The organism is Paenibacillus sp. A3, from assembly GCF_001399685.1.
Classification (GTDB): Bacteria; Bacillota; Bacilli; order Paenibacillales; family NBRC-103111; genus Paenibacillus_G.
The window spans coordinates 1-21520 of the sequence record NZ_JTHN01000074.1 but is presented as its reverse complement, the minus strand read 5'-3'; the positions used below and the strand labels follow the sequence as shown (position 1 = coordinate 21520).

Sequence of the window (21520 nt, the reverse complement as noted above, 5' to 3'; positions counted from 1 at the left end):
CCTGTTCCTCGGTCAACGAACGAATCTGCTAGCTGTGCTCAGCATGGCGGTTGCGATTCTGGGCGCGGCCATGATCGGATGGGGCGACTGGGGGCTGACCGGAGAAGCGCTGCTCGGCGACCTGCTGTCCCTGCTCGGAACGGCGGCGATGGCCGTGCAAATTCTGCTGGCCAAAAGCATGCTGAAGCGCATTCCCGCCTTTGTCTTCAGTTTTTTCGTCTTTGTGCTTGCCGCGCTGGTGCTCGCCGTTTACAATCTGGCGGCGGGATTGCCTTTTACCGGCTACGATTCGAGAGAATGGGGCATCTTTCTGCTTCTGGCCGTCGTTCCGACGCTGTTCGGCCACTATTTGTTCAACTGGCTGCTGAAGTATATGCGTCCCGAATCCGTATCGATGAGCGTCCTCGGGGAGCCGCTGGGCGCAACGATTTTGGCCTACCTGCTGCTTGGCGAGAGCATCACGTGGATGCAAGCCGCCGCCGGCTTCGTCCTGTTGTCCGGAGTATGGATGTTCCTCCGCTCGAACGAACGGGAAGCCGTCGCCGCCCAGACCGGCAAGACAGAGATGACCTAAGCGTAAAAAGCCGCTGCATCCCGGAAACCCGGGGGCAGCGGCTTTTGTTCATACGCTTGACTGAGATTATAGTACGCGGCGTGCCGTCTTATAATGCTTGCTCCACCAGCCGCTGTTCAGATCGGAGATCGTGACGCCCGGTTTGCCGTACGTGTGCAAAATTTTCCCGTTTCCAATATAAACCGCAACATGATGAATTGGGGAGTAGAAGAAGACCAGGTCTCCCGGCTTCAATTGGCTTTTTGGCACATAGGTGCCGACTTTGGATTGAGCTTTAGACGTACGCGGCAGCTTCACACCGTATTTGCCGTAGATCGTCGCCGTGAAAGAAGAGCAGTCGAATGCTTTGGTGTTACCGACGCGCGCACCGAACTTATAAGGGGTGTGCAGGTAGCTTTTCCCTGTGGAAATAATGCTTTGCGCTTTGGATGCGGAATACGCGTAAGCACTATTGGCCGGAGCCGCGAGCGTGCTGCCGAACAGAAAAGCCGTACACAGGCCGATCGACAGTACCATGTTCCCCCAGCGTTTTCCAAACAGTTGTTTCATCTGTAACGTCCTCCTTGAAGTCAGGTTTGGCTGATTGCCTGTACCCCACTATAGCACAGATGAAAACGCAGGTTTTTCCGCCAAACTCCGCTTAAGGCCTGCCGTCCGGCGCTTCAGAGCCGTTTATTAGAAATTCGTGAGAATACTCTCATGTTGTTCTTATTAAAACGCTGTCAAGGATGATTTTGGCAGCTTGACCGTCGCCGTCGTCCCCTTCCCTTCCTCGCTGTCCAAGCGGATCAAGCCTTGATGCAGCTCGACAATTTGCTTCGCTATCGCAAGGCCCAGACCCGATCCTCCGGTGCCACGGCTTCGCGCTTTATCCACGCGATAGAACCGCTCGAACAGCAGAGGAAGCTCCCCGGGCGGAATCCCCATTCCTTGATCCGTCACCCGGATAACAACGTAACGTTCCTCCTCATCGCATTCGACGAGAACATTCTTCCGGCTGTACTTGATCGCATTGTCCATCAGGATGATCAGCAGCTGCTTCAGCCTTGCCTCATCGCCGCTGATTGTATCTCCTCCGAACCAATGCGGACGACAATATCTCTTCCAAACGCCTGGCGCATTTGCTCGGCGGTCGAGCGGATCAACTCCGCGATGCGGACGGGGTGCAGCTCCGTTTGCGCGTGACGCTCCACCTCCGCCAGCCGCAGCAGAGCGTCGATGAGCCCTTTGAGGCGTACGGTTTCCGAATGAATCGCATTCAGCGCTTCCTGCCGGATAGCAGGGTCCTGGGCTCCCCATCGGCGCAGCAGCGACGTATAGCTCTCGATGACGGTCAGCGGCGTCTTCAGCTCGTGCGAGGCGTCCGCGACAAAATGCTTCTGTCTCCGGTCGTTTTCCTGCAAACGCACGATCATTTCGTTGAATGTTCGGCCGAGCTCGCCCAGCTCGTCCTTTTTTGCCGTAAACTGGGGGCTGAGCAGAATAAAATCCCCTTTGCTTCGGATCGTTCGCATCGTCTCCAGCAATTGACGGATCGGATGGACGAGCGCCTTTGTATAGAAAAAACCGACGAGCGGCGAAAACAGCAGCACGCTGCCCGTCGTCACCGTTAGTCCCGCAACCAGAAGCTCCATAAAGGCCGCGACGACGTTCAGCCCTTTACCAAGCTCCAGCAGTCCGATCTGCACGTTGTTTTTAGCGACAATCGGCACTTGAATGAACAAAATAAGCAGGCCCAGCTCGTTCTGCACGACGGTGTGATACTGTGTCCGGTATGTCGCCGGGTGGGCCGGCAGCTCCTCGCTTGCCGACACTTGCGCGCGCACGGCGCCGTCCGGCGAAATAATTCGAATGAGTGAGTCGGGCTCCAAATATTGTTGCAGCAGCCTGGAATTCCAATTGGCCGGATGATGGATCTCCGTATCGCGCAAGATGATTTTCGCTTTATTCCACAGCTGCCGCACTTCGTTATCCGTCGTCTTCTTCAAAATATAGTAATAGATGAACCAGTTGAAAAAGATGACAATCAGCAAAATCCACAAGCCCGACAGCAGCATCAATCGCGTCCGCAGGCTCATGGCTCGGGGTCCGTCAGCTCGTAGCCGACGCCTCGCGCGGTCTTGATCAGCTTGGGCTGATAGCCTTTGTCAATCTTCTGGCGCAAATAGCGGATATAGACGTCTACAATGTTGGTGTCGCCTACGAAATCGTAGCCCCACACGTCGGAAATAATTTGCTCTCTCGTCAGGACGTGCCCTTTGTGCTGAATCAAATATTGCAGCAAGTCGAACTCCTTCGGCGTCAGTTTAATCGGGTTGTCTCCGCGCGTCACTTTTCGCGCTTTAAGATCGACGGTCAAGTCCGCCGCGCTCAACGTGTCGGTATCCGGCTTCTGACGGTTCGTCAGCCCGATCAAATTGCGGACGCGCGCCAGCAGTTCCTCGATCACGAACGGCTTCGTAATATAGTCGTTCGCTCCTTGGTCAAACCCGCTGACAATATCGGGTGTCGCATCGCGGGCCGTCAGCAAAATGACAGGCACTTCCTCATTAACTTGACGGATGCGCCGCAGCACTTCCAGTCCGTTCCATTCCGGAAGCATAACATCGAGCAAAATAAGGCTCCAAGGCTTGGAAGTAGCCAGTCTGGCCCCTTCCCGGCCGTCATGCGCCGTCTCGACCTCGTAGCCCTCGTGTTCGAGCTCAAGCATCAGCACCCGGGCGATATGTTCTTCGTCTTCAATGACCAGAATAGATTGCGTCATACGTTCTCCTGCAGCCGTTTGTATACAGGGTAACCATTCCAGCCCGACCGTATTCCGTATGCAAAGATCACCGCCGAGTCATGCTCCGGCGCCTTGACGTCCCATGGAAAATATGCTAATTTCAGCGTAATCTGCCGCCAAAAAAGGAGTCGTCGTTAATGTTTCATGCCTCAGCCTATACAGGAACGCGCGAGGAAAATTACACGCTGCTCATTTCCCAATTGTCCGCGCTTATCGAAGATGAGCCGAACCGGATTGCCAACCTGGCCAACGCCGCTGCGCTGCTGAACCAGTTTCTGGAGCGGATCAACTGGGTCGGGTTTTATTTATTCGAGGAGGGAGAGCTGGTGCTCGGGCCTTTTCAAGGCTTGCCCGCCTGCGTGCGTATTCCGCTCGACAAGGGCGTCTGCGGCCGCGCAGCCAGCCTCCGGGAAACGGTTCGCGTCGCAGACGTTCATCAATTTCCCGGTCACATCGCCTGTGACGCGGCCTCGCAGTCGGAAATCGTCGTTCCGATTCTTCATAGTGAGCGCCTCATCGGTGTACTGGACATCGACAGCCCGGAGAAAAATCGTTTCGACGAGACGGATCAGCACTATTTGGAGCTGTTCGCGTTGAAGCTCGCAGAACGGATGTAACGTAGGGCGAATCCACACGAAAAACCGGAATTCGAGACGGTTTCCCGCTCGAATCCCGGTTTATCCTCGAATTCCCTAAATCATCCAGCTTTAACCTTCTTTATTTTGGTTCGCGGCTTCCTGCCGCTCGCTGCCGAAGGCCATCACGAGATTTTGAATTTTTTGCAGCCGGATATATTCGTTCTGCTTCAGGTCGCTGCGGAAGTACGCGTATAAATACGCCCCCTCCAAAAAACTAAGTCCGGGATAGCATACAAGATCCGAATTCGTGTACGGATTATCGAGCAGCACCTGCCACTCCCCTTCGCGCTCTTCGGCCGGAATGGTCTCCAGCACCGTTTGCTTGTATGCGGCCATCCGCTCGAATTCGTCCCATATGTTGACCCAGGACGGGCTGTACGTCTCCGGCTTGGGAAACAATTGCCGGGCCCGCTCTAATAATCCGTTCACGGATTCCATGTCACCGTCCGAAAATTGCTTCAGACGGTCCCGGAAGCCTTCAAGCAGCAGCCGGAAGGCAGTAAAGCCCTGGCTTCGAATCGATTCCCGAAAGGCGGCCAGTTCCTGCTCGGTGCCCGCCGCTTCGAAATCGGCAAAAGGGTTTCTTTTCATCAAGATACCATTCCCCGTTTTATAGTCGTTCGGAGGCGGAATGAACGGTTAGCTGGCCGTCTCCGCTCAGGCGCACCCGGCGCGACGGATCGTTCTTCAGCTTCACGTTGCAGAGCTTGACACGATCCTCTTTGATCAGAAGGATATGCCAATCCTGGGGGTGATCATACCCGATGCTCTCCAGAAACGAATGCTTGTCCGCCTCGGCCTGCCCCTCGTCCTCCCACTGTTTGACGCCGAAATAATCGAAATCGTATACGTTTTTTTGAATGCATGCGGCGATTTCGCCGGAATCGGCATGTCTCAGTACATAAGGCATCGAATGTCCTCCGAATCGGTTCTGAAAATGAAAAGGCGCAAGCTCAAAGAACGAGTTTGCGCCCGAGGTTCGTGCCGGCCTTACCTTTTTACAGGTAAGGATTTTCGTGCTTCGCCTTGAGACGGCTCCAACGGCGTTCGACTTCGTTCTCGAACGATTGCAGCGCCTCTGCGTATTCGGGCTTCGTCAGGTGCTTCGTCTTGCCCATATTTTTCAACCAGTCGCCGACCGGAATCCGCTTGTTCTTCTCTTCCGGATTGAACGTGATCGTCGTTACGCCGTTCTCCACTTCGTACAGCGGGAAGAAGCAGGAGTTGACGGCTTGATCGATCAACGATTGTCCGATTTGTTCCTCGGACAGCCAGTTGAGCGGACAGGTGATGAGGATTTTGCCGTAAACCAGACCCTCGTTCTGCGCATAAAACTGCGCCTTGGCGGCTTTTTTCAGCAAATCCTGCGGGTTCGCTTCGGACCCGGTGAATACGTAAGGAATGTTCGTCGCAGCCATAATCTGCGGCGTATCTTTATGATGGAACAGCTTGCCGCCCTGGTGCTTCCCGACATTGGACGTGGAGGTCCGGTGGCCGAGCGGCGTCGAATAGGACAGCTGCGCGCCGGTATTCATGTAGCCTTCGTTATCGTATTCGAGAATAATCATTTTATGATTGCGCAGCGCAGCGCCGATGGCCGGGCCCATCCCGATATCCATCCCGCCGTCGCCGGTGATCATGACGAACGTGAAGTCGTCCGGCAGGTTCAGATGCTCCAGCTCGCCGCGGCGTTTGCGCTCCCAGAACATTTCCACGACGCCGGAAAGCGTGGCCGCGCCGCTTTGGAACAAGTTGTGAATGTAGGTCGCTTTATGCGAAGAATAAGGATATCCCGTCGTTACGACCATCGCGCAGCCGGTATGGAACAGCGCCACGATATCTCCTTCGATCCCTTTGAAGAACAGCTCCAGACCGGAGAAAATACCGCAGCCCGGACAGGCCCCGTGCCCCGGCGCAAGCCGCTTCGGCTTCTTGGTCAGCTGGCGGATCGGCGGAACCTTCACTTTCAATTGGCCCGTCGTCTCGTCTTTGTCGACCGTAATCAATCCGGTCTTCAAATCCTCGTATTTCATCGGCTCAATGACACGCTGCGGCTTCTTGTCGGGATCGCCCGGCGTATGTCCGTAATAATCGAACGGAACGTCGACCCGGCCTTTTTGAACCGCTTCGATCGCCAATTCGAACAGGTGATGACCGTCCTCGGCGTAGAAATCTTTGCCGCCCAGTCCGTAAATCCGGCTGATGACCATCGTATCGCGGTTGCCTTCCGTGAACAGCGCCGCTTTGATTTCCATCGTCATGTTCCCGCCGTACGCTCCGTATGAATCCGCGCGGTCGCCGATCGTGACGGCTTTGACGTTTTTAAGCGCTTCGGCAATCTGCTTCTGCGGGAACGGGCGAATCATATTCGGTGCGATCGAGCCGGCTTTTATGCCTTTGGCCCGCAGCTGGTCAACGACATCTTTAATGATCTCGGAGGACGAGTTCATCAGGAATACCGCCACTTCGGCATCTTCCATCCGGTACAGGTCGAGAATCGGATAATCGCGGCCCGTCAGCACCAGGTATTCTTGACGGATACGGTCGAACACTTCCCCGGCATTGTACATCGCAACGGACTGCTGATAGCAGTTGTTGATGTAATCCGGCTCGTTCATATAAGGTCCTACCGTAATCGGATTGTTGCGGTCAAGCACGTGAGGGAACTGCTTCGGCTGCTCGCCGATAAAGGCATGCACGTCCGATTTGTGGGCGAACGTTTGCACGCGGCGTTTTTGGTGGGAAGTGAAATAACCGTCGGAAGCGACGATGACCGGCAGGCGAACCTCCGGATCTTCGGCCAGCTTGATGGCCATAATGTTCATATCGTAAACGGCTTGCGGGTCGCGGCACATCAGAATCGGCCAGCCCGTATTGAGCGCGTAGTACAGGTCCGAGTGGTCGCCGTGGATGTTCAGAGGTCCGGATACCGAGCGGCAGACGAGGTTCAAAACCATCGGGAATCGGGTCCCGGATTGTACCGGCATCTGCTCCAGCATATACAAATAACCGTTCGCGCTGGTCGCGTTGAACACGCGTCCACCCGCGGTGGAAGCACCGTAGCAAATCCCTGCCGAGCCGTGCTCGCCGTCCGCCGGAATCAGCTTGATGTCATGCTGGCCGTTCGCCTTCATCAGATCGAGGAACTGCGCGACCTCCGTCGACGGCGAAATCGGGAAATAACCCATAATATGGTAGTTGATTTGGTGAGCCGCATAAGCCGCCATCTCGTATGCCGTCTTCGTGCTTGATCCACTGCTCGACCGTACCTTGGCTGACCTCTTTGTTAATCTCAATAGCCATTAGTTTGGTTCACCTCTCCCTGCTAACAGGTATTTATCTTACTGGGCCAAGCTGAAACGATGCGGCACGCGATGCTCTTCCCCGTAGCCTTCCGTCTCGCGGTTGGAGGACAGCGCCTCGGTCGGACAGGCGACGACGCATTTCAGGCAGCCTTTGCAGTATTGATAGTCGATGCCTTGAAGGAACATTTGCGGACGTCCTTTCTTGTCCGGCTGTTCGTCCCACACGAAGCAAAAGTCGGGACAGGCGGTATCACAGGCCGCGCAGTGAATGCATTTCTCGTCGTCAAAATGCGGCATCATCCCGCTGCGCGATATGCTGAGGTCCTTCAGGATGCTGTTCCCCGGATTCACCACCATCCCGCCGATCGGCTGGGTCTCGTAACCGTACACCGGAATATCCCACCGCTTCGGCATCGGCATCTCCACGCCCTCCGGCAGCGCGAACGTCTGGAACTGCACCTCGTCATAGCCGCGCTGGAACGTACGCAGGGCAGGCTCGACCGCGCCGGGGTATTTTTTCTCCAGCGACTTGCGGATAATGCCCTTCATGTGTTCGAAATCGAGGAAGTCGCACAGCCGGAACAGACTGCCCAACATCGCCATGTTGACGCGGTTTTTCTCCTCCAGCGCAATGCCGGTTGCATCGACCACCGCGATGGTGCCGCCGATCAGCTTCATTTTTTCTTTCAGGGCTTCCGGACTTTTTGCCGAATTGACCAGAACCAGACTATCCTCGTAAATTCCGCTGATCACGTTGACCGTTTTCGACAAGTTCTCATGAAAGATGCCGACGACATGCGGACGTTCCACTGGAGTCGTATCGCGAATATTCGTATTTATGTCGCAAAAACGGATATGCGCTTTAACCGGCGAGCCTTTTTTCTCCGAACCGTAAGAAGAAAAGCTCACGCCGTTGAACCCGCTTCCAACGACGCCAGCCTCCGCAAGCATTTTCCCCGCCAAGTTGGCTCCCAGGCCGCCGATGGATTCGAGCCGAATTTCAAAGAAGCCGAGGTCGTTCATTTTCGGTAGAACTCTCATCTGTTCAACTCCCCTCATGTTTGAAAAGTTATACTATTTCCACAATTCAGTATACCAGTTTATACCTGACTCGCATAGGGCTTTGGGCTTGAAAGTTTCGTGTCGCAAGCGCTTTCGTCAACTAAGCTTCCATTGCTCGAGCACTTGACCTGACACGGCTTTTTTAAGTGGTATTTATTAATACCACCATAAAAGGTGGGGCGGCGCTGCATCGAATGGCTACGGCCTATCGGATTGTCCGAGCTGGAGACCAATTGTTACTTGACGCTGCATGGGGAGCCCGGCTTATCAGGCTCTTGCCTATGATATGAAACACAAAGGATGGGATATTGGATGACCGGGATCGATATTGCTTTTTGCTTAGGACTGCTGAAGGAGGTTGGAGACGACCTGTATGCGAAATTTGCGGAGACGCAAGGAACCCTGCCGCACGATTTCGAGGAGCTTGCACAGCGTTTTCGGCTGCTTAACGGCCAAGCCGAGGAGGTTGGAGCTAAAGCATGCCGTCGTCGCCACCTCCCACCCTGCCCCGGTTTCCAAAGACGGCACGCTGATGCAGACGGTACGCTTCACCCGCAGTTGGTCGCCGCCTTGCAGGAGGAGGCTGTTTGACAGGCCCCGCTGGAGGAGACTAAATCAAAAACCAAGCCCTAACATGCCGCCGGGCTTGGTTTCTTTTCCATCAACTATTGCCACTTGCCGCCTTCGACGATAATTTCGTTCGGGTCTACGTCCGGACCGAGCTCCGCCTTGACGTACTTGTCGTAGAGCTGAAGCAGAAACTTTTCCTTCCCGAGCGCCTCCAGCTCCTGATTGACCCATTCCCGCAGCTCGTTGTTTCCTTTTTTCACTGCCGGAGCGATCGGAGCTTCTTTCTCCAGCTTCTCGGGAAGGACGGTGAAGCCGGGATTTTTGCGCACCCAGCTCAACAAGATAAGGCTGTCTTGGGCGTAAGCGGGGCTCCGTCCGTCCTTGAGCGCTTGAAGCGACTCGGTATTTTTCTCAAATTTGATCAATTCGACGTCCGGGCGGTTTTTGGTCAGGAAAATATCGGCGGTCGTTCCTTTCGTGACGATCACCTTTTTCCCTTTCAAGTCGGCCAGCGACTTGATGCCGCTATCGTCGCGGACGATGACCTGCGTCGCCGCCTTCAAATTCGGGTTGGTGAAATCGACCGCCTGCTTCCGCTCCTCAGTCACCGTCATGTTCGCGACGATGAGATCGACCTTGTCGCTTTGCAGAAAAGGAATCCGGCTAGCCGGTTCGACGACCACGAACTCAACTTTGCTTTCATCGCCGAGGAGATCTTTGGCGAACCGTCTCGCCAAGTCGTTGTCGAAGCCGACAAGCTTGCCCTTCTCGTCCGTAAAGCCGAACGGAGGCTTATCCGAAAACACGCCGACGATCAGCTTGCCGCGGTCTTTGATTTTTTGCAGCGCGCCCGCCTGCTTCGGCTCCGAAGCGGCTCCCGGCTTCGGATCGTTCGTCGCCTTTCCGCCCGTGCCGCAGGCGGCAAGCAATCCGAAAACCAAGCTTAAAACCAATATGGATAATTTTCTCTTTTTTATCATCCGCTCTCTCTCCCTTTCCATGTCTCCACAAGCAAAAATTTGTCCAAAAAGCGCCGGGCCCGCTCCGTTTCCGGTTTCGTAAAAAACGTGTCCGGCGAGCCCGTCTCGCAGATTCTCCCTTCGTCCATGAAGACGATCCGGTCCGCTACCGCCCGGGCAAAGCCCATTTCATGGGTGACGATCACCATCGTCATGCCCTGCTCGGCCAGACCGAGCATAACCTCCAGCACCTCCTTGACCATCTCGGGGTCCAGCGCCGCCGTGACCTCGTCGAAGAGAATGACCTCCGGGTTCATGCACAGCGCCCGCACAATGGCAATTCGCTGCTGCTGACCACCCGAAAGCTGCCTCGGGTAGGCGTGCTTCTTATCGAGCAGCCCGACGCGCTCAAGCAGCTTCTCCGCCTGAGCCTCGGCTTCCCGCTTGGACCGGCGCTGGGCCTTGACCGGACCAAGCACGATATTTTGAAGAACGGTCAAGTGCGGGAACAGATGGTAGCTTTGAAATACCATGCCGATCTGCTGTCTGATGTGCTGCCAGCGAACGTTCCCCGAGGTCAGCTCCTGTCCGCAAAACCGGATGCTGCCGGTTTGAGCCGTTTCCAACCCGTTCAGGCACCGCAGCAAGGTGCTCTTGCCGCAGCCGCTCGGTCCGAGGATGACGACCACCTCGCCTTTGGCAATCTGAAGGTCGATGTCTCGCAGCACCCAATGCCGGTCGAACACTTTGCTTACCTTCGTCAGTTCAAGCAAAATCCCGGACACCCGCCTCTCCTCCTCTCCGCAATTTGTTTTCCATTTTTCTGGATAAGACGGACAGCGGATAGCACAGCGCAAAATAAAGCAGGAACAACGTGCCGTAGATCAGCACGGATTCTCCCGTCCGTTCGATAATTTGCTGACCCGTCTTGATGATTTCCGTAACGCCGATCAGGACGGCGAGCGACGTCGTTTTGACGATGCGGGTATACACGTTGATGACGGGCGGAATCATGCGGCGCAGCGCCTGCGGAAGCAGGACGTGGACATAAAGCTCCACCGGGCTCAGGCCAATCGATTGCCCCGCTTCCTTCTGCCCTTTGGGCAGCGAGATCAGGGCGCCGCGGACCACCTCGCCGACCTCCGTCATCCCCCACAGCGACAACACCATAACGGCGCAGGCGAAGCCGGGCAGATCGATGCCGAAGAAGATGGGCAGACCGAAGAAAAAGAAAAACAGCCAGACCAAAATCGGAATCGACCGAAACAGCTCCAGATACGTCCGGGTAAGCACGCCCAGCCAGCGGCTGCGGGAGGCCCGAAGAACACCGAACACAAGGCCGCCGAACGTGCTGCACACGATGCAGTACAGCGCGAGGGTTAACGTCTGAAGCAAGCCCTTGCTGAGCTGAGGAAGCGATACGATCAAGAGATCAAATCCCGAACTGGCCATGCCGGAACCTCCTTTCCACCCATGAAAGCAAGAAGGACAGCGGCAGGAAAAGCAGCGCATACAGGAAAGTCATCAATAGAAGCATTTCGTAGGTTTTGTAGTAGAGCGCGATGTAGTTCGTGGTGGTGTACAAAATTTCAGGGATGGCTACCGCAGAAACGACCGTCGTTTCTTTCAGCAAAAAAATAAAATTCGCAAACAAGGACGGTGTCGCAATCCGCAGCGCTTGGGGCAGAACGATAATGCGAAACAGCTGCCAGCGGGACAGGCCCAGCGCCAGCCCAGATTCCCTTTGGCTCCCGGATACGGCCTCGATTCCGGCGCGGAACACCTCCGTGAAATACCCGCCGCCGAGGAACGTCAGCGCGAGTACCGCCGTGGCGTAATTGGACAGATGGATGCCCAGAGACGGCAGCGCAAAATAAACGAAGAATAACTGAATCAGCAGCGGCGTATTCCGCGCAAGCTCGACGTAGGCGCGTACCATCCAGGTCAGCCCGCCCACCCAGAAAAAGATAATGGCCGAGTTCAGCGCAGCCACGAGCAGCGAAGCGACGATGGCGATTCCGGCGACGGCAAGCGTCACGAGTGCCGCATGGCCGAAGTCCGGCAGATGGTCGAGCATGAATGCGGTATCGAGTGTCATGTCGATGCTTTTCGCTCCTGTCCGCCCGCGTGGCCCTCCGGCCGGAGCCAAGACCCTTCTCGGCCGGTCAGCCGTTCGCCCGGCTGCAGCACAGGCGGGGCAGCCTGAACCGTATTCGGGTATTTCACCCCTGAGCCAGTGTTCAATACGACGACGGTCTCCTCCTCCCGAATCCAACCGCTGCTCCGCAGCAAACGGGCGGCCGCGAACGCCGCAGCGCCCTCCGGGCACACAAAGGCTCCCTCCTCCCCGGCAATCCGGAGCTGCTCGCGCAGCAAAGTCCGGTCATCGACCGCTACCGCGCAGCCGTCCGTCCGATAGATCGCGTCGAGCACGAGAAAATCGCCGAGCGCTTTAGGGACGTTAATGCCGAAGGCCACCGTGGAAGAAGCGGGCCAGAACGCCGATTCGGCTTTCTTCTCCTTCCACGCTTGAACAATCGGGGCGCAGCCCTCCGCTTGGACGGCGACCAGTCTCGGCAGCTTGCCTTGAACCCAACCCAGCGCCTGAAGCTCCTGAAGCGCTTTAAAGATGCCGATCAAGCCGACACCGCCGCCGGTCGGATACAGGATGACGTCGGGCAGCCGCCAGTTCAATTGCTCCGCGATTTCGAAGCCCATCGTTTTTTTGCCCTCGATCCGGTACGGCTCCTTTAACGTCGACGCATCGTACAGGCCTTCTTCCGCGATAGCCCGGGCAACGATTTTGCCCGCGTCGCTAATCAAGCCGTCGACCAAGTAAAGACGGGCTCCGGCGGCGGCGCATTCTTTGCGTGTGATCTCCGGAGCGTCCGCGGGCATCACGATCGTTGCCCGGATGCCGGCTCTGGCCGCATACAGCGCCCAAGCCGCTCCGGCGTTGCCGTTCGTGGGCATCGCCAGCTCGCGCACGCCAAGCTCCTTTGCTTTGGAGACGCCAACGGCTGCGCCCCGAGCCTTGAACGAGCCGGTCGGAGTAATACCCTCGTCTTTCATAAGCAGGTGAGGAATGCCCATTCCGCTGCCGAGCTTCGGCATCCGCAGGAGCGGGGTGAATCCCTCGCCTAACGTCACTACGTGGTCCACACGCTCTACCGGGAGCAATTCGTGGTAACGCCAAAGACTCCGTTCGGTTCTTCCCGCCAGCTCGGAGCGGTCCAGCGACGATTTCAATTCCTCCAGATCGTAGCTGGCGAGCAGCGGCGAACCGCAGGAGCATAATTGAACCGCCGCTTGGGAGGAATACTTCGCTTCGCATTTCGGACAATACAGATGCGAGACATAGCTGAAGGACACGACTGGTTTCCTGCCTTTCTACGGGATGCCATCACGGTCGCAACAAAGGAAAAGCCCTTGCTTCGTTCCGCTTGCGCAGAATGAAACAAGGGCCTCCGTTCGTACGGTCAGCAACCTGGCACGATTCGTTCATTTGATGTTTTTATACTATACAGAGTATTCCAATTTGTCAACTATGATTTTGAACGCTGGTCAAATGGACTCGGATTTAACCGGAAAAAGCCATGTCCGAGCTTCTATCCGAATGCAGGATCGGCAAGAGCAAACAGCAGCTCCCGTCGTCCGGGCAAAGACGAAGCCCCGAGCAGCATTTGCGGCGAAACGGAAGTTTCCCGAAAATCCAGCCCGCAGAGCCGCTCTTGAAAAGAGGCTTGAGTGCCCGGAACATCCAGCTGAATCCGCCCCTGCCAACCCGCTATAAGCGCCTTCAGCAGCCGGATCGCCATATCCTCGTCTGTCGAAACGAGAGGACCCACGATCAAGATGTCATCCTTCGCCCGGGCGAAGCCATAGCCTTGGATCGCGCCGGATGAATCGCGCACAGCCCATCTGCTCACTTTATGACGATCGATGGAATGAAGCACGCGCTCTCGCCGAACGCCTGCGGCTGTCCGATCCAGCTCGATCGCCTCTGGCAGCACGGACTCGTTCAGCGGTACCATATCTCGGTCACCGGAAGTCCGTTCCTGCTGCGGGCTTTCCGCAGTAACGTCGTACTGAAATCTGTGGGCGTACCCAACCGTTTGAAAGCCGAGCGAAGTATACAGCGGAAACCCGGACTTTGTCGAAACGAGCGTTACCGCCGAGCCCCTCTTTTCCGCTTCCGACAGGTAATGGAGCATCAGACGTTTTCCCAGCCCTTTGCCTTGATAGGCCGGATCGACGATAAGATGGCCGATGGAGACCAACTCCTGGCCGTACGCATAAAATCCCGCGCACGAAATCCATTTTCCCCTGTCCCGATGCCCGAATACCGAACCCGCACCCAAATACAAATCGGGCTGCGCCTCAGAAAAGTTGCAACCGACGCTGCGAGCCAAGGCGAGCAGATGCGCGCCGTCGCCGGCGTTCATCGATTCCAGAACATAAGGTTCGTTCATCTCTCCCAATTCGTCCCTTCCACGTAATACGTCGTGAAGCCTCCGTTCTCGTCGATGACCAGACAGTTCAACTGCTGTCCGTAGACGCAGCCGCCGTCGATGCCGATTTTGTCGCCGCCGAACCATACGCCGGGAGAATCGTGCAAGCACGAGGTTCTCGTATGCCCGAAAATGACGGTTTTCTCGACCACGGTCGGATGGCTGTAAAACGGTTCGCGTATCCAGATCATATCCCGGGCAGGCTGTTGCTTCCAATTGGGATAAGCCGGGTTCAAGCCCGCATGGACATAGATGAACCGCTCGTCCTCGTAAAACAAAGGCAGGCTGCCTAAAAATGCCAAGTGATGACCATACTCCGACCGAACCCATTCTTTGGCGCACTCGGTACGTTCCCGGTCGGTCCCTTCGTTCGATTCAAAAGGGGCATAATAGCTGGCAAGCGTCTGCACTCCGCCGTATTTTAAAAATTTCATCTCTTCGTTCTCTTCGCACGGGCCTGTTACGACGTCGACAAAGCGTTGATCGTGATTGCCCCGCAGCGCGATGACCCCGTCCTCCCGAACCATGGTCATCACCCGTTCGACGACGTCCCTGCTTCTTGGCCCGCGATCCACATAATCTCCAAGCAGAATGAGCCGATCCTGACGGGCGTTATACTCCGCAGCTCGCAGCAGTGCGTCGAAGCTCTCGTAACTCCCGTGAATGTCGCTGATGACTAACGTTCTGTTCAATGCCAATCTGTCCTTCCGCTCTGGTTTCCTATTCCGAAGCCGTTCTGACATTAGGTAATTTTATCACAGCCGTTTGTCTCTGGATAGTGTTCCTTTGTCAGACGCGCAGAGCTGGCGTTAAGTTATGGAGGGTACCTTCAGAAGCTTTTCAAAAAGGTTTATGGCGGTAACGCTGCGAAGTGCAATTGATGCAGCCGGATATCAACTGGCAAAGAACGATCACTTCGAAATCGATCGCTACGCGGAAGAACTGGCTTCCCCGTGTAGCCGCAGCACATTTCAACTCATACCGTCGAATGCAGATTTCCGTCCAAGCGGATCTCGACAGCCGCTTCCTTTGCTAACCAATCGCGCATATCGCCCAGCTCGAACAATTGCTCGATGTGATATACGCCATACGGGAAATCCTTGCGGCAAAGGGCATCGGCTATCGACACAGCCACCTTAGCCGTCATATCCGACTGACGGATTCCTTGCAGGAAGCACTCCACATAGGCGTCTTTATTCCCCTTGCTGCCTCGCGCGTCAACCTTGACGGCAAAGCGCTCATCTCCGTAGTGCAGCTTTCCGATACCTGAGATCGCCGCCTGACGGACCCAGCCCGCCTTCAAGAAGCCGGCTGCTCCCGTCGCCCGCAATCCAGCTGCCAAACCGGTCACCATACCCGAGTCAAAGCAGAGCCGTGTGGAAACGGTCGGTACATCAAGCGTCCGGGCTATCGTTTGCTGGTCGGAAAAAGGAAACCGGTACGCTTTTTTGCGCCCAAAATCCGCTCCGAAATCCGCAACCCGCCCGTCCGTGAAGCTTTTTACCGCGACGCTGCGGTTGTTCCGGATCACTTCAAAGCGGGCATTCAAATTATCGACGGTCCATGCGATCGCAGCTTCGCCGTGCCGATCCCCTAACCCGAGCATGATCGTAATATCGATCTCGTGGACTTGCTCCAACAGCTTGCTTGCCTCAAGCGCAAGCAAATTCGTTAAGCCCGGCGCAAGGCCGATGCTCAGTACGGCCGTTGCGCCGTGCGCTTCGGCCTCCCGTCCCCACTGTTCCACTTGGGGTAGAAAAACGCCGTTCGCGGATACATCGATATAATGCGTCCCGTTTCGGAAGCAGGACCGGACGAAAGCGGTATCCGTCTGATCCAAACACATGATCACCAGCTTGGCGTCGTTTAGAACGTCCGAATCGGTTGGATTGCGGATATCCAGCGGCAGAGGCTTCACCTTCCCGCCGGTTTCCCGGCTGAGCCGTTCCGCTCGCTCCGCGCTTCTTCCTGCGGCATACACATGGCCGGGGTATCGCTCGCCCAATTGCTTGCAAATGGTTGTTCCCACATGGCCGTATCCGCCTACCACCACAATCTTGTTCTTCATGCGGTTCCCACCTTTGTTTTATTGTTTGACGGCGCACCATGCTTCTACAAAATAAGACCCAAAATAACGGATCGGCTGGGTGAATCCCGCCTCGCCCAACAGCTCTAGCACGCTGGAAGAGGAAATCGGATCGGATTCCCGGCCGATGGAGGCCGCAAACCGTTCCCATTCCTGCGAAGAGATGCCGTTATCCAGCATGTGGCTCCTCCAAGCCTGCATCTGCATCCCAAATGCGGCCGTGCCCGTCTCCCCGTTGATCGAAGCGAGACAAAACGGCGCACCGGGCTTGAGGCGCTCTGCGATCTGGCAGAGCAGCTCCTTTTTCTGCGATCGCCCGCTTACAAAATGCAGCACCAGCAAGCAGGTGGCGGCATCAAATTCATGCCCCTGAGAGAGCTGCTCGACCGTGCCCTGAACGAACGATACCCGAGGCGAGAGCCCGGCCCGCTCTACCCGCGCCTTCGCTATTTCCAGCATGCGGGCGGAAGGATCGATCCCTGCAAACGACCAGTCCCGGTGCCGGCTTCCGAACGTTACAAGCTCTTGACCGCCTCCGGCGCCAACAATCAGCAGCTTCGCTGCCCGGTTCTCCTCATTCGGTCGAGTTGTATTCAAGTGCGCCGCGATCAGGCGGTCCGTCATCTCGTACATATGAGCGTAGCCCGGAATTTTCAAGGCAATGGTCTCTTCGTAACGGCAAACCTCCGGGTGATCCCAACTCATCGGGACATGTTTTTCGTCCATTCTCATCGTTCCTCTCAAAGGGTAGTGATTAGGCGCCGGACGCTTGTTTCAGCTTTAGCTTATCCGGCGCAGAAAACTGTGGCCCGCCGTCACAGCCGGCTGCCTTGACATCCAAGACGATTTCGGCGGGCGAACCGCCCAAGACGACGATGCGAGAGCCGAGCGCCAGCGCCTCCTCCAGATCATGCGTGACAAGCAGCACCGTCGGCTTCTTCTTATGCCACAGCCGAAGCAGCAGAGTGTGCATATCCCTTCTTGCGGCGGCATCCAGGCTCTGGAACGGTTCATCCATGATCAGCAAGGTCGGGTCGGAAACGAATGCGCGGACCAGCGAAACCCGCTGCTTCATTCCGCCGCTCAGTTGACCGGGGTAATCGCTGACGGCATGGGCCAGCCCTGCTTCCTTCAGCAGGGCGAGCACTTGCCCGTCCGTGTCTTTAGCAGGTCGGTCCGACCGTTCCAGCACCCACTTCACGTTTTCCAGCACCGTTTTTTCGGGAAGCAGCCGCGGTTCCTGAAACACATAGCCGATGCGCGCGTTGGCCTTTAAGTAAACGGCCCCGGACGCCGGGCGATCCAGACCCGATGCAAGCCGCAGCAGCGTCGTTTTCCCGATGCCCGACGCTCCCATCACGCAGGTGATTTGTCCTTCGGTCAGCTCCAGCGAGAAATCGGCAAATATCGTCCGGCGCTTCCCATAGTTCATGGTAATTCTGTCGAATCGCATGGATCGGACCCTCCTCTTTTTCCTGTGGTGCAGCCGCTCATACGAGTCATTCCTCCGGTCGCTGACGCTTTTCCAGAGCGATTCCGCCCGCTCCGCTCCTTTTCGCCGAAAGGCGGACCAGCGCTTCCAGACTTATCCCAAGCAGCGTCACCAGCAGTGTCCAAGCCATGACTTCCTCCGTTTTGAGATAAATTCTTGCCGTGTTCATAGCTGCGCCTATGCCTGTCTGACCGCTGATCAGTTCGGACATGATGATCGTCTTCCAACCAGTGCCGATGTTCACGGTCAGCGCCGCCGACCAAAAGGGGGCAAGCGCAGGCATGACGATGTCCCGAATCCGTTTGGTCCGGCTGACACGGAACACTTTGGCCATCTCCAGCAGGTCCTGCGGAACCCCGCGTACGCCTTGAAACGAGTTAAAGAAGAATACCGGAAAAAGCGCTATCGTCACGACCAAAATCTGCGCTCCTCCCTGTACGCCCAGCCACAAAATGGCGAGCAGCATCCAAGATACCGGCGGAACCGCTTGAAGCAGTGTCACGGCGGGGCTCACCAGCCTGAAAACCTTCTCGTGAACTCCGGCAGCCAGCCCGAGACATGCCCCGAGCAAGAAGGATAGCCCGAAGCCCAAAGCAAGCCGCAGGGAAGAAAGCGCGAGCGGAGACCACAAGTCTCCCTGCTCGGCAAGCGCCGCAAGCGTCCGCACCGTTTCGAGCGGCCCGGGAAGAATCACGGCAGGATACAACCGAGCCAGCCCTTCCCACAGCGCCAGCAGAAATAGATACGTATAGGTTCCGGGCCACTTGTTATAAACCGTAGTAAAAACCCGCATCCGGCAAAGCTCCTCCGATGGAATCCGGAGCGTGCTGAAGCAATAGGTTGAAGTACCGCTCCACTTCCGGCTTGGCTTCTGCGGCATCCTTGAAGGTTAGGCCGATATGCGGCATCGCTTGCAGCAGCGCCGCCTCCGGCATACCGAACGCACCGGCCGCCAGCTTCATCCCTTCCTCCGGCTGCTTGACCGTCTTCTGCATCGCTTCCCGATACAAGCTCTGAAAGCGGACGATTTCCTCGCGATGCTTCTTGGCCCAGCCGCTATGAACAAAAATCCCCGCTTGAGGCAAGTCTTCTCCGTACGTATCCCGCCATGTTTTTTGATAATCGACGACGACATTCAGCCGTCCCCCCAGCTTCATCCGTAAGCCGCTTAATACCGGCTCGGGCAGGACGGCATGTTTGATCGTGGCACCGGCCAATTGCTGCATGATATCCGGCACTGTCCCGTAGGCGAGCTTGACCTTTCCCTCCAGCCCATTCTTTCGCAGTAAGAAGCGGGTTAAAATATCGGGAGGACCGCTCTGACCGGGAATATGAACCGTTTCCTTATCCAGATTCGCTAAAGTGCGCGCTTCAGGATCGAGAGACACTAAATACATCGAGCCCCAGGTGTTGAGATGAAGAAGCTGCAGCGGCAGCCCTTTGGCATGTATGTTCGCTCCTACGTTAAGCGGTGCGGCCACAAACGGCGCGTCGTTATTTTGAATACGGGCAAGCAACTGCTCGATCGTATCCCATGTTTCCACCTTAAGCTTCATGTCTGTGTTTGCTTGGCGTTCGACCAGCAAAGCCGGGATCAGAGAAGGCGCTTTGGGAGATAACAGCGTGATTTGCATCGGGGCTTTGTCCGATTCCTTGGAAGCAGCGGCCTGCTGTCCGGCATTATCCTGCGAGCAGCCCGCCAAGGCGGCAAAAACGAGCACTCCCGCGAGAATCGATTTCAATGCGCGATGGTGTAAAAAGCCCATTAGGTTCTTTCCAACTCCTTCTGTGTCCTGTAAACTAAGAATAAGAATCATTCTCAATTATAAGGGTGCGGAGCGAAAGTGCCATCCCACAAATATGGGATTGTTCCCTTGACCTTTCAAGAATAAAATCGGGAGACGTTTATGACTACACAGATGGAAGGCTTTAAGCAAACGATGACAAAACTTGGCCAGACCGCTTCATCTTCGCAAGAGTACAGGACCGCGCTGATTGAGCAATTGCGTGCAGTCGTGCCGTTCGATGCCGCTTGCTGCACCGCTGTCGATCCGCAGACCCTGCTATCGACAGGAGCGATTACTGAGGAAGGCGTCGAGGCGATCCATCATCGACTGTTCGAATTTGAGTATTCTCGCGGAGATGTTAACACGTACGACCGCTTGGTTCATGCGGCCGATCCCGTCGCTACCTTGAGCGGAGCGACGGAAGGCCAACTGGAGAAAAGCGGGCGCTACCGGGAAGTGCTGCTTCCCGCGGGGTTCCATGACGAACTGCGTGCCGCGCTTGTATACGAAGGGGCATGTTGGGGGTATTTGACGCTGTTCCGTCATACGGGCCGTCCGTTATTCCAGGAGGAGGAGCGCAAATTCATTTCTTCGCTCGTCCCCTCGATTGCCTTTCAATTGCGAAAAACAAGCCTCGCCCTGCCCCCCGAGAAGATCGCTTGGATGGAAGAAGGCCCGGGCATTTTAGTGCTATCCGACCGGTTTGCCACCGTCTCCTCCAATACGGCTGCGGATCGCTGGCTGGCGCAGCTGCGGCAATGGGAGCGTATCGACGACGGGACGTTGCCAAGGCCGATCCGGGCAGTCTGCTCCCGCGCCCTGTGGGAACCCGCTGACGTCGGAGAGAGGACATCACCGGCGAAAGTATGCATCCGCCTGCCTCAAGGCCCCTACTTGACTATCCGGGCAAGCCGGCTAAGCGGTTCTTCCACTGCGGCGCAGCTGGCCGTTTTGTTCGAACCGGCCAAACCGTCCGACATGCTCCCTCTTATTGCGGAAGCGTACGGCTTGTCGGAACGGGAAAAGCAAATTCTCGACCGGCTCGTCAGAGGCTTGTCTACCAAAGAGCTAGCCCGCTCGCTTCACATTTCCCCGTACACGGTTCAGGATCATCTGAAGTCGATTTTCGAGAAAACCGGCGTAAAAAGCCGACGTGAGCTAATTTGGCAGCTGTTTTCCCGGTTCGGCGTGCATTAGCTTTCGCAAAAGGAAAGAGCAGAACTTCGGAGCGGCGCTCCTCCATTCTGCTCTCTCGCTTTTTCGTCCGGCTAGGCTCTTATCCTAATTTGGTCACCCGAGCCGCATACCGCCTTTCATCCGGCAGCCAACGGCCGGTTTCGCGGTCTTGAAGCCGCTTCGTCCTGATTTCGTACCGGTCCGCGGGCAGCAGCGACTCGATAAACGGCAGCCCGGGCGCGTAGTAAAATGAACCTTCGGCCGTAATGGAACGAAGGATTTCCATATATTTGGCAGCATACCGCTCCGGCTGTCCTTCGATGCGTTCGTGATGATGCTGAAAATGATTCGAGAACGCCATATGCGAAACGACTGTCCCCCACTTGTTCGGTTGGAATGAAAACTCCAGCCAGCCAGCCCGGAGGAAGCCGCGTCCGTCCGGTGCGAACGCATCCAGACCGTACGCCTCGAAGCCTTGATGCCGCAAGCGGCGCACCAAACGCCCGCTCATGCCGCAGCCGATGTCCAGCACCGGCGTCCGCAGCTTGTTGATATCGATGCCAAGCAGCTCGATT

23 protein-coding genes and 2 pseudogenes are annotated in these 21520 nt (G+C 56.3%); 3 read left to right on the top strand and 22 right to left on the bottom strand.

Annotated elements, in window-relative coordinates:
• The coding region (locus QJ48_RS10985) for a DMT family transporter (protein WP_157261590.1) at window positions 1–574 on the top strand (574 nt) is incomplete at its 5' end.
• Between the two features lie 66 nt (window positions 575–640).
• On the opposite strand, the gene QJ48_RS10980 is transcribed toward QJ48_RS10985, so the two are convergent.
• The 4 genes from QJ48_RS10980 to QJ48_RS10965 form a co-directional block, all read right to left on the bottom strand.
• Window positions 641–1090, bottom strand: a complete 450-nt coding sequence (locus tag QJ48_RS10980; protein WP_237762870.1) for a C40 family peptidase — start codon at window positions 1088–1090, stop codon at window positions 641–643.
• Between the two features lie 195 nt (window positions 1091–1285).
• On the bottom strand, window positions 1286–1594 hold the full coding sequence (locus QJ48_RS37445; protein WP_054973645.1) for a cell wall metabolism sensor histidine kinase WalK: 309 nt from the start codon (window positions 1592–1594) through the stop codon (window positions 1286–1288).
• A gap of 20 nt (window positions 1595–1614) precedes the next feature.
• On the bottom strand, window positions 1615–2652 hold the full coding sequence (locus tag QJ48_RS10970) for a histidine kinase dimerization/phospho-acceptor domain-containing protein (protein WP_054973644.1): 1038 nt from the start codon (window positions 2650–2652) through the stop codon (window positions 1615–1617).
• Window positions 2649–3338 carry a response regulator transcription factor gene (locus QJ48_RS10965; RefSeq protein ID WP_054973643.1) on the bottom strand — a complete coding sequence of 230 codons (690 nt, stop codon included), beginning with the start codon at window positions 3336–3338 and terminating at the stop codon, window positions 2649–2651. Before QJ48_RS10965 ends, QJ48_RS10970 begins: the two co-directional genes overlap by 4 nt.
• A gap of 158 nt (window positions 3339–3496) precedes the next feature.
• Between QJ48_RS10965 and QJ48_RS10960 the strand changes: the two genes are divergently transcribed.
• Window positions 3497–3976 carry a GAF domain-containing protein gene (locus QJ48_RS10960; RefSeq protein ID WP_054973642.1) on the top strand — a complete coding sequence of 160 codons (480 nt, stop codon included), beginning with the start codon at window positions 3497–3499 and terminating at the stop codon, window positions 3974–3976.
• A gap of 90 nt (window positions 3977–4066) precedes the next feature.
• Here QJ48_RS10960 and QJ48_RS10955 read toward each other — a convergent pair whose 3' ends face one another.
• From QJ48_RS10955 to QJ48_RS10875, 17 genes and pseudogenes are all read right to left on the bottom strand, one after another.
• Window positions 4067–4588: a hypothetical protein gene (locus tag QJ48_RS10955; RefSeq protein WP_054973641.1), complete on the bottom strand. Its 522-nt coding sequence runs from the start codon at window positions 4586–4588 to the stop codon at window positions 4067–4069.
• A gap of 19 nt (window positions 4589–4607) precedes the next feature.
• Window positions 4608–4907: a hypothetical protein gene (locus QJ48_RS10950; RefSeq protein ID WP_054973640.1), complete on the bottom strand. Its 300-nt coding sequence runs from the start codon at window positions 4905–4907 to the stop codon at window positions 4608–4610.
• 88 nt (window positions 4908–4995) lie between these two features.
• Window positions 4996–7300, bottom strand: a pseudogene (locus QJ48_RS10945) (thiamine pyrophosphate-dependent enzyme).
• Window positions 7301–7338: 38 nt separating this feature from the next.
• Window positions 7339–8343, bottom strand: coding sequence for a 2-oxoacid:acceptor oxidoreductase family protein (locus QJ48_RS10940; RefSeq protein ID WP_054973639.1), 1005 nt, complete (start codon window positions 8341–8343; stop codon window positions 7339–7341).
• 360 nt (window positions 8344–8703) lie between these two features.
• Window positions 8704–8916 (bottom strand): hypothetical protein, encoded by a 213-nt coding sequence (locus QJ48_RS36810; RefSeq protein ID WP_157261588.1) that lies wholly within the window; start codon window positions 8914–8916, stop codon window positions 8704–8706.
• A 113-nt stretch (window positions 8917–9029) separates the two neighbouring features.
• Window positions 9030–9914: a transporter substrate-binding domain-containing protein gene (locus QJ48_RS10930; protein ID WP_202813830.1), complete on the bottom strand. Its 885-nt coding sequence runs from the start codon at window positions 9912–9914 to the stop codon at window positions 9030–9032.
• Window positions 9911–10678 (bottom strand): amino acid ABC transporter ATP-binding protein, encoded by a 768-nt coding sequence (locus tag QJ48_RS10925; RefSeq protein ID WP_054973637.1) that lies wholly within the window; start codon window positions 10676–10678, stop codon window positions 9911–9913. Before QJ48_RS10925 ends, QJ48_RS10930 begins: the two co-directional genes overlap by 4 nt.
• A complete protein-coding gene (locus QJ48_RS10920) occupies window positions 10659–11345 on the bottom strand; it encodes an amino acid ABC transporter permease (RefSeq protein ID WP_054973636.1) in 687 nt (228 codons plus the stop codon). The genes QJ48_RS10925 and QJ48_RS10920 overlap by 20 nt, the downstream gene beginning before the upstream one ends.
• The gene (locus tag QJ48_RS10915; RefSeq protein ID WP_054973635.1) at window positions 11326–11991 is read right to left on the bottom strand and encodes an amino acid ABC transporter permease; all 666 of its coding nucleotides are present in this window, start codon (window positions 11989–11991) and stop codon (window positions 11326–11328) included. Before QJ48_RS10915 ends, QJ48_RS10920 begins: the two co-directional genes overlap by 20 nt.
• Window positions 11988–13265, bottom strand: coding sequence for a threonine synthase (locus QJ48_RS10910; RefSeq protein ID WP_054973634.1), 1278 nt, complete (start codon window positions 13263–13265; stop codon window positions 11988–11990). Before QJ48_RS10910 ends, QJ48_RS10915 begins: the two co-directional genes overlap by 4 nt.
• A 236-nt stretch (window positions 13266–13501) precedes the next feature.
• Window positions 13502–14365, bottom strand: coding sequence for a GNAT family N-acetyltransferase (locus QJ48_RS10905; protein ID WP_054973633.1), 864 nt, complete (start codon window positions 14363–14365; stop codon window positions 13502–13504).
• A complete protein-coding gene (locus tag QJ48_RS10900; protein WP_054973632.1) occupies window positions 14362–15096 on the bottom strand; it encodes a metallophosphoesterase family protein in 735 nt (244 codons plus the stop codon). Before QJ48_RS10900 ends, QJ48_RS10905 begins: the two co-directional genes overlap by 4 nt.
• A gap of 284 nt (window positions 15097–15380) precedes the next feature.
• Window positions 15381–16472: a saccharopine dehydrogenase family protein gene (locus QJ48_RS10895; RefSeq protein ID WP_054973631.1), complete on the bottom strand. Its 1092-nt coding sequence runs from the start codon at window positions 16470–16472 to the stop codon at window positions 15381–15383.
• Between the two features lie 18 nt (window positions 16473–16490).
• Entirely contained in the window at window positions 16491–17216 is a 726-nt protein-coding gene (locus QJ48_RS10890; RefSeq protein ID WP_054973630.1) for a class I SAM-dependent methyltransferase, read from the bottom strand.
• A gap of 28 nt (window positions 17217–17244) precedes the next feature.
• The gene (locus QJ48_RS10885) at window positions 17245–17943 is read right to left on the bottom strand and encodes an ABC transporter ATP-binding protein (protein ID WP_054973629.1); all 699 of its coding nucleotides are present in this window, start codon (window positions 17941–17943) and stop codon (window positions 17245–17247) included.
• Window positions 17944–17989: 46 nt separating this feature from the next.
• The gene (locus QJ48_RS10880; protein WP_054973628.1) at window positions 17990–18775 is read right to left on the bottom strand and encodes an ABC transporter permease; all 786 of its coding nucleotides are present in this window, start codon (window positions 18773–18775) and stop codon (window positions 17990–17992) included.
• Window positions 18750–19748 carry an ABC transporter substrate-binding protein gene (locus QJ48_RS10875; protein WP_054973627.1) on the bottom strand — a complete coding sequence of 333 codons (999 nt, stop codon included), beginning with the start codon at window positions 19746–19748 and terminating at the stop codon, window positions 18750–18752. Before QJ48_RS10875 ends, QJ48_RS10880 begins: the two co-directional genes overlap by 26 nt.
• A gap of 141 nt (window positions 19749–19889) precedes the next feature.
• Between QJ48_RS10875 and QJ48_RS10870 the strand changes: the two genes are divergently transcribed.
• Complete coding sequence (locus QJ48_RS10870; protein WP_054973626.1) at window positions 19890–20966, top strand: helix-turn-helix transcriptional regulator; 1077 nt, start codon at window positions 19890–19892, stop codon at window positions 20964–20966.
• A 79-nt stretch (window positions 20967–21045) separates the two neighbouring features.
• Here the strand turns inward: QJ48_RS10870 and QJ48_RS37440 are convergent.
• A pseudogene (locus QJ48_RS37440) lies at window positions 21046–21520 on the bottom strand (class I SAM-dependent methyltransferase); the annotation flags it as partial.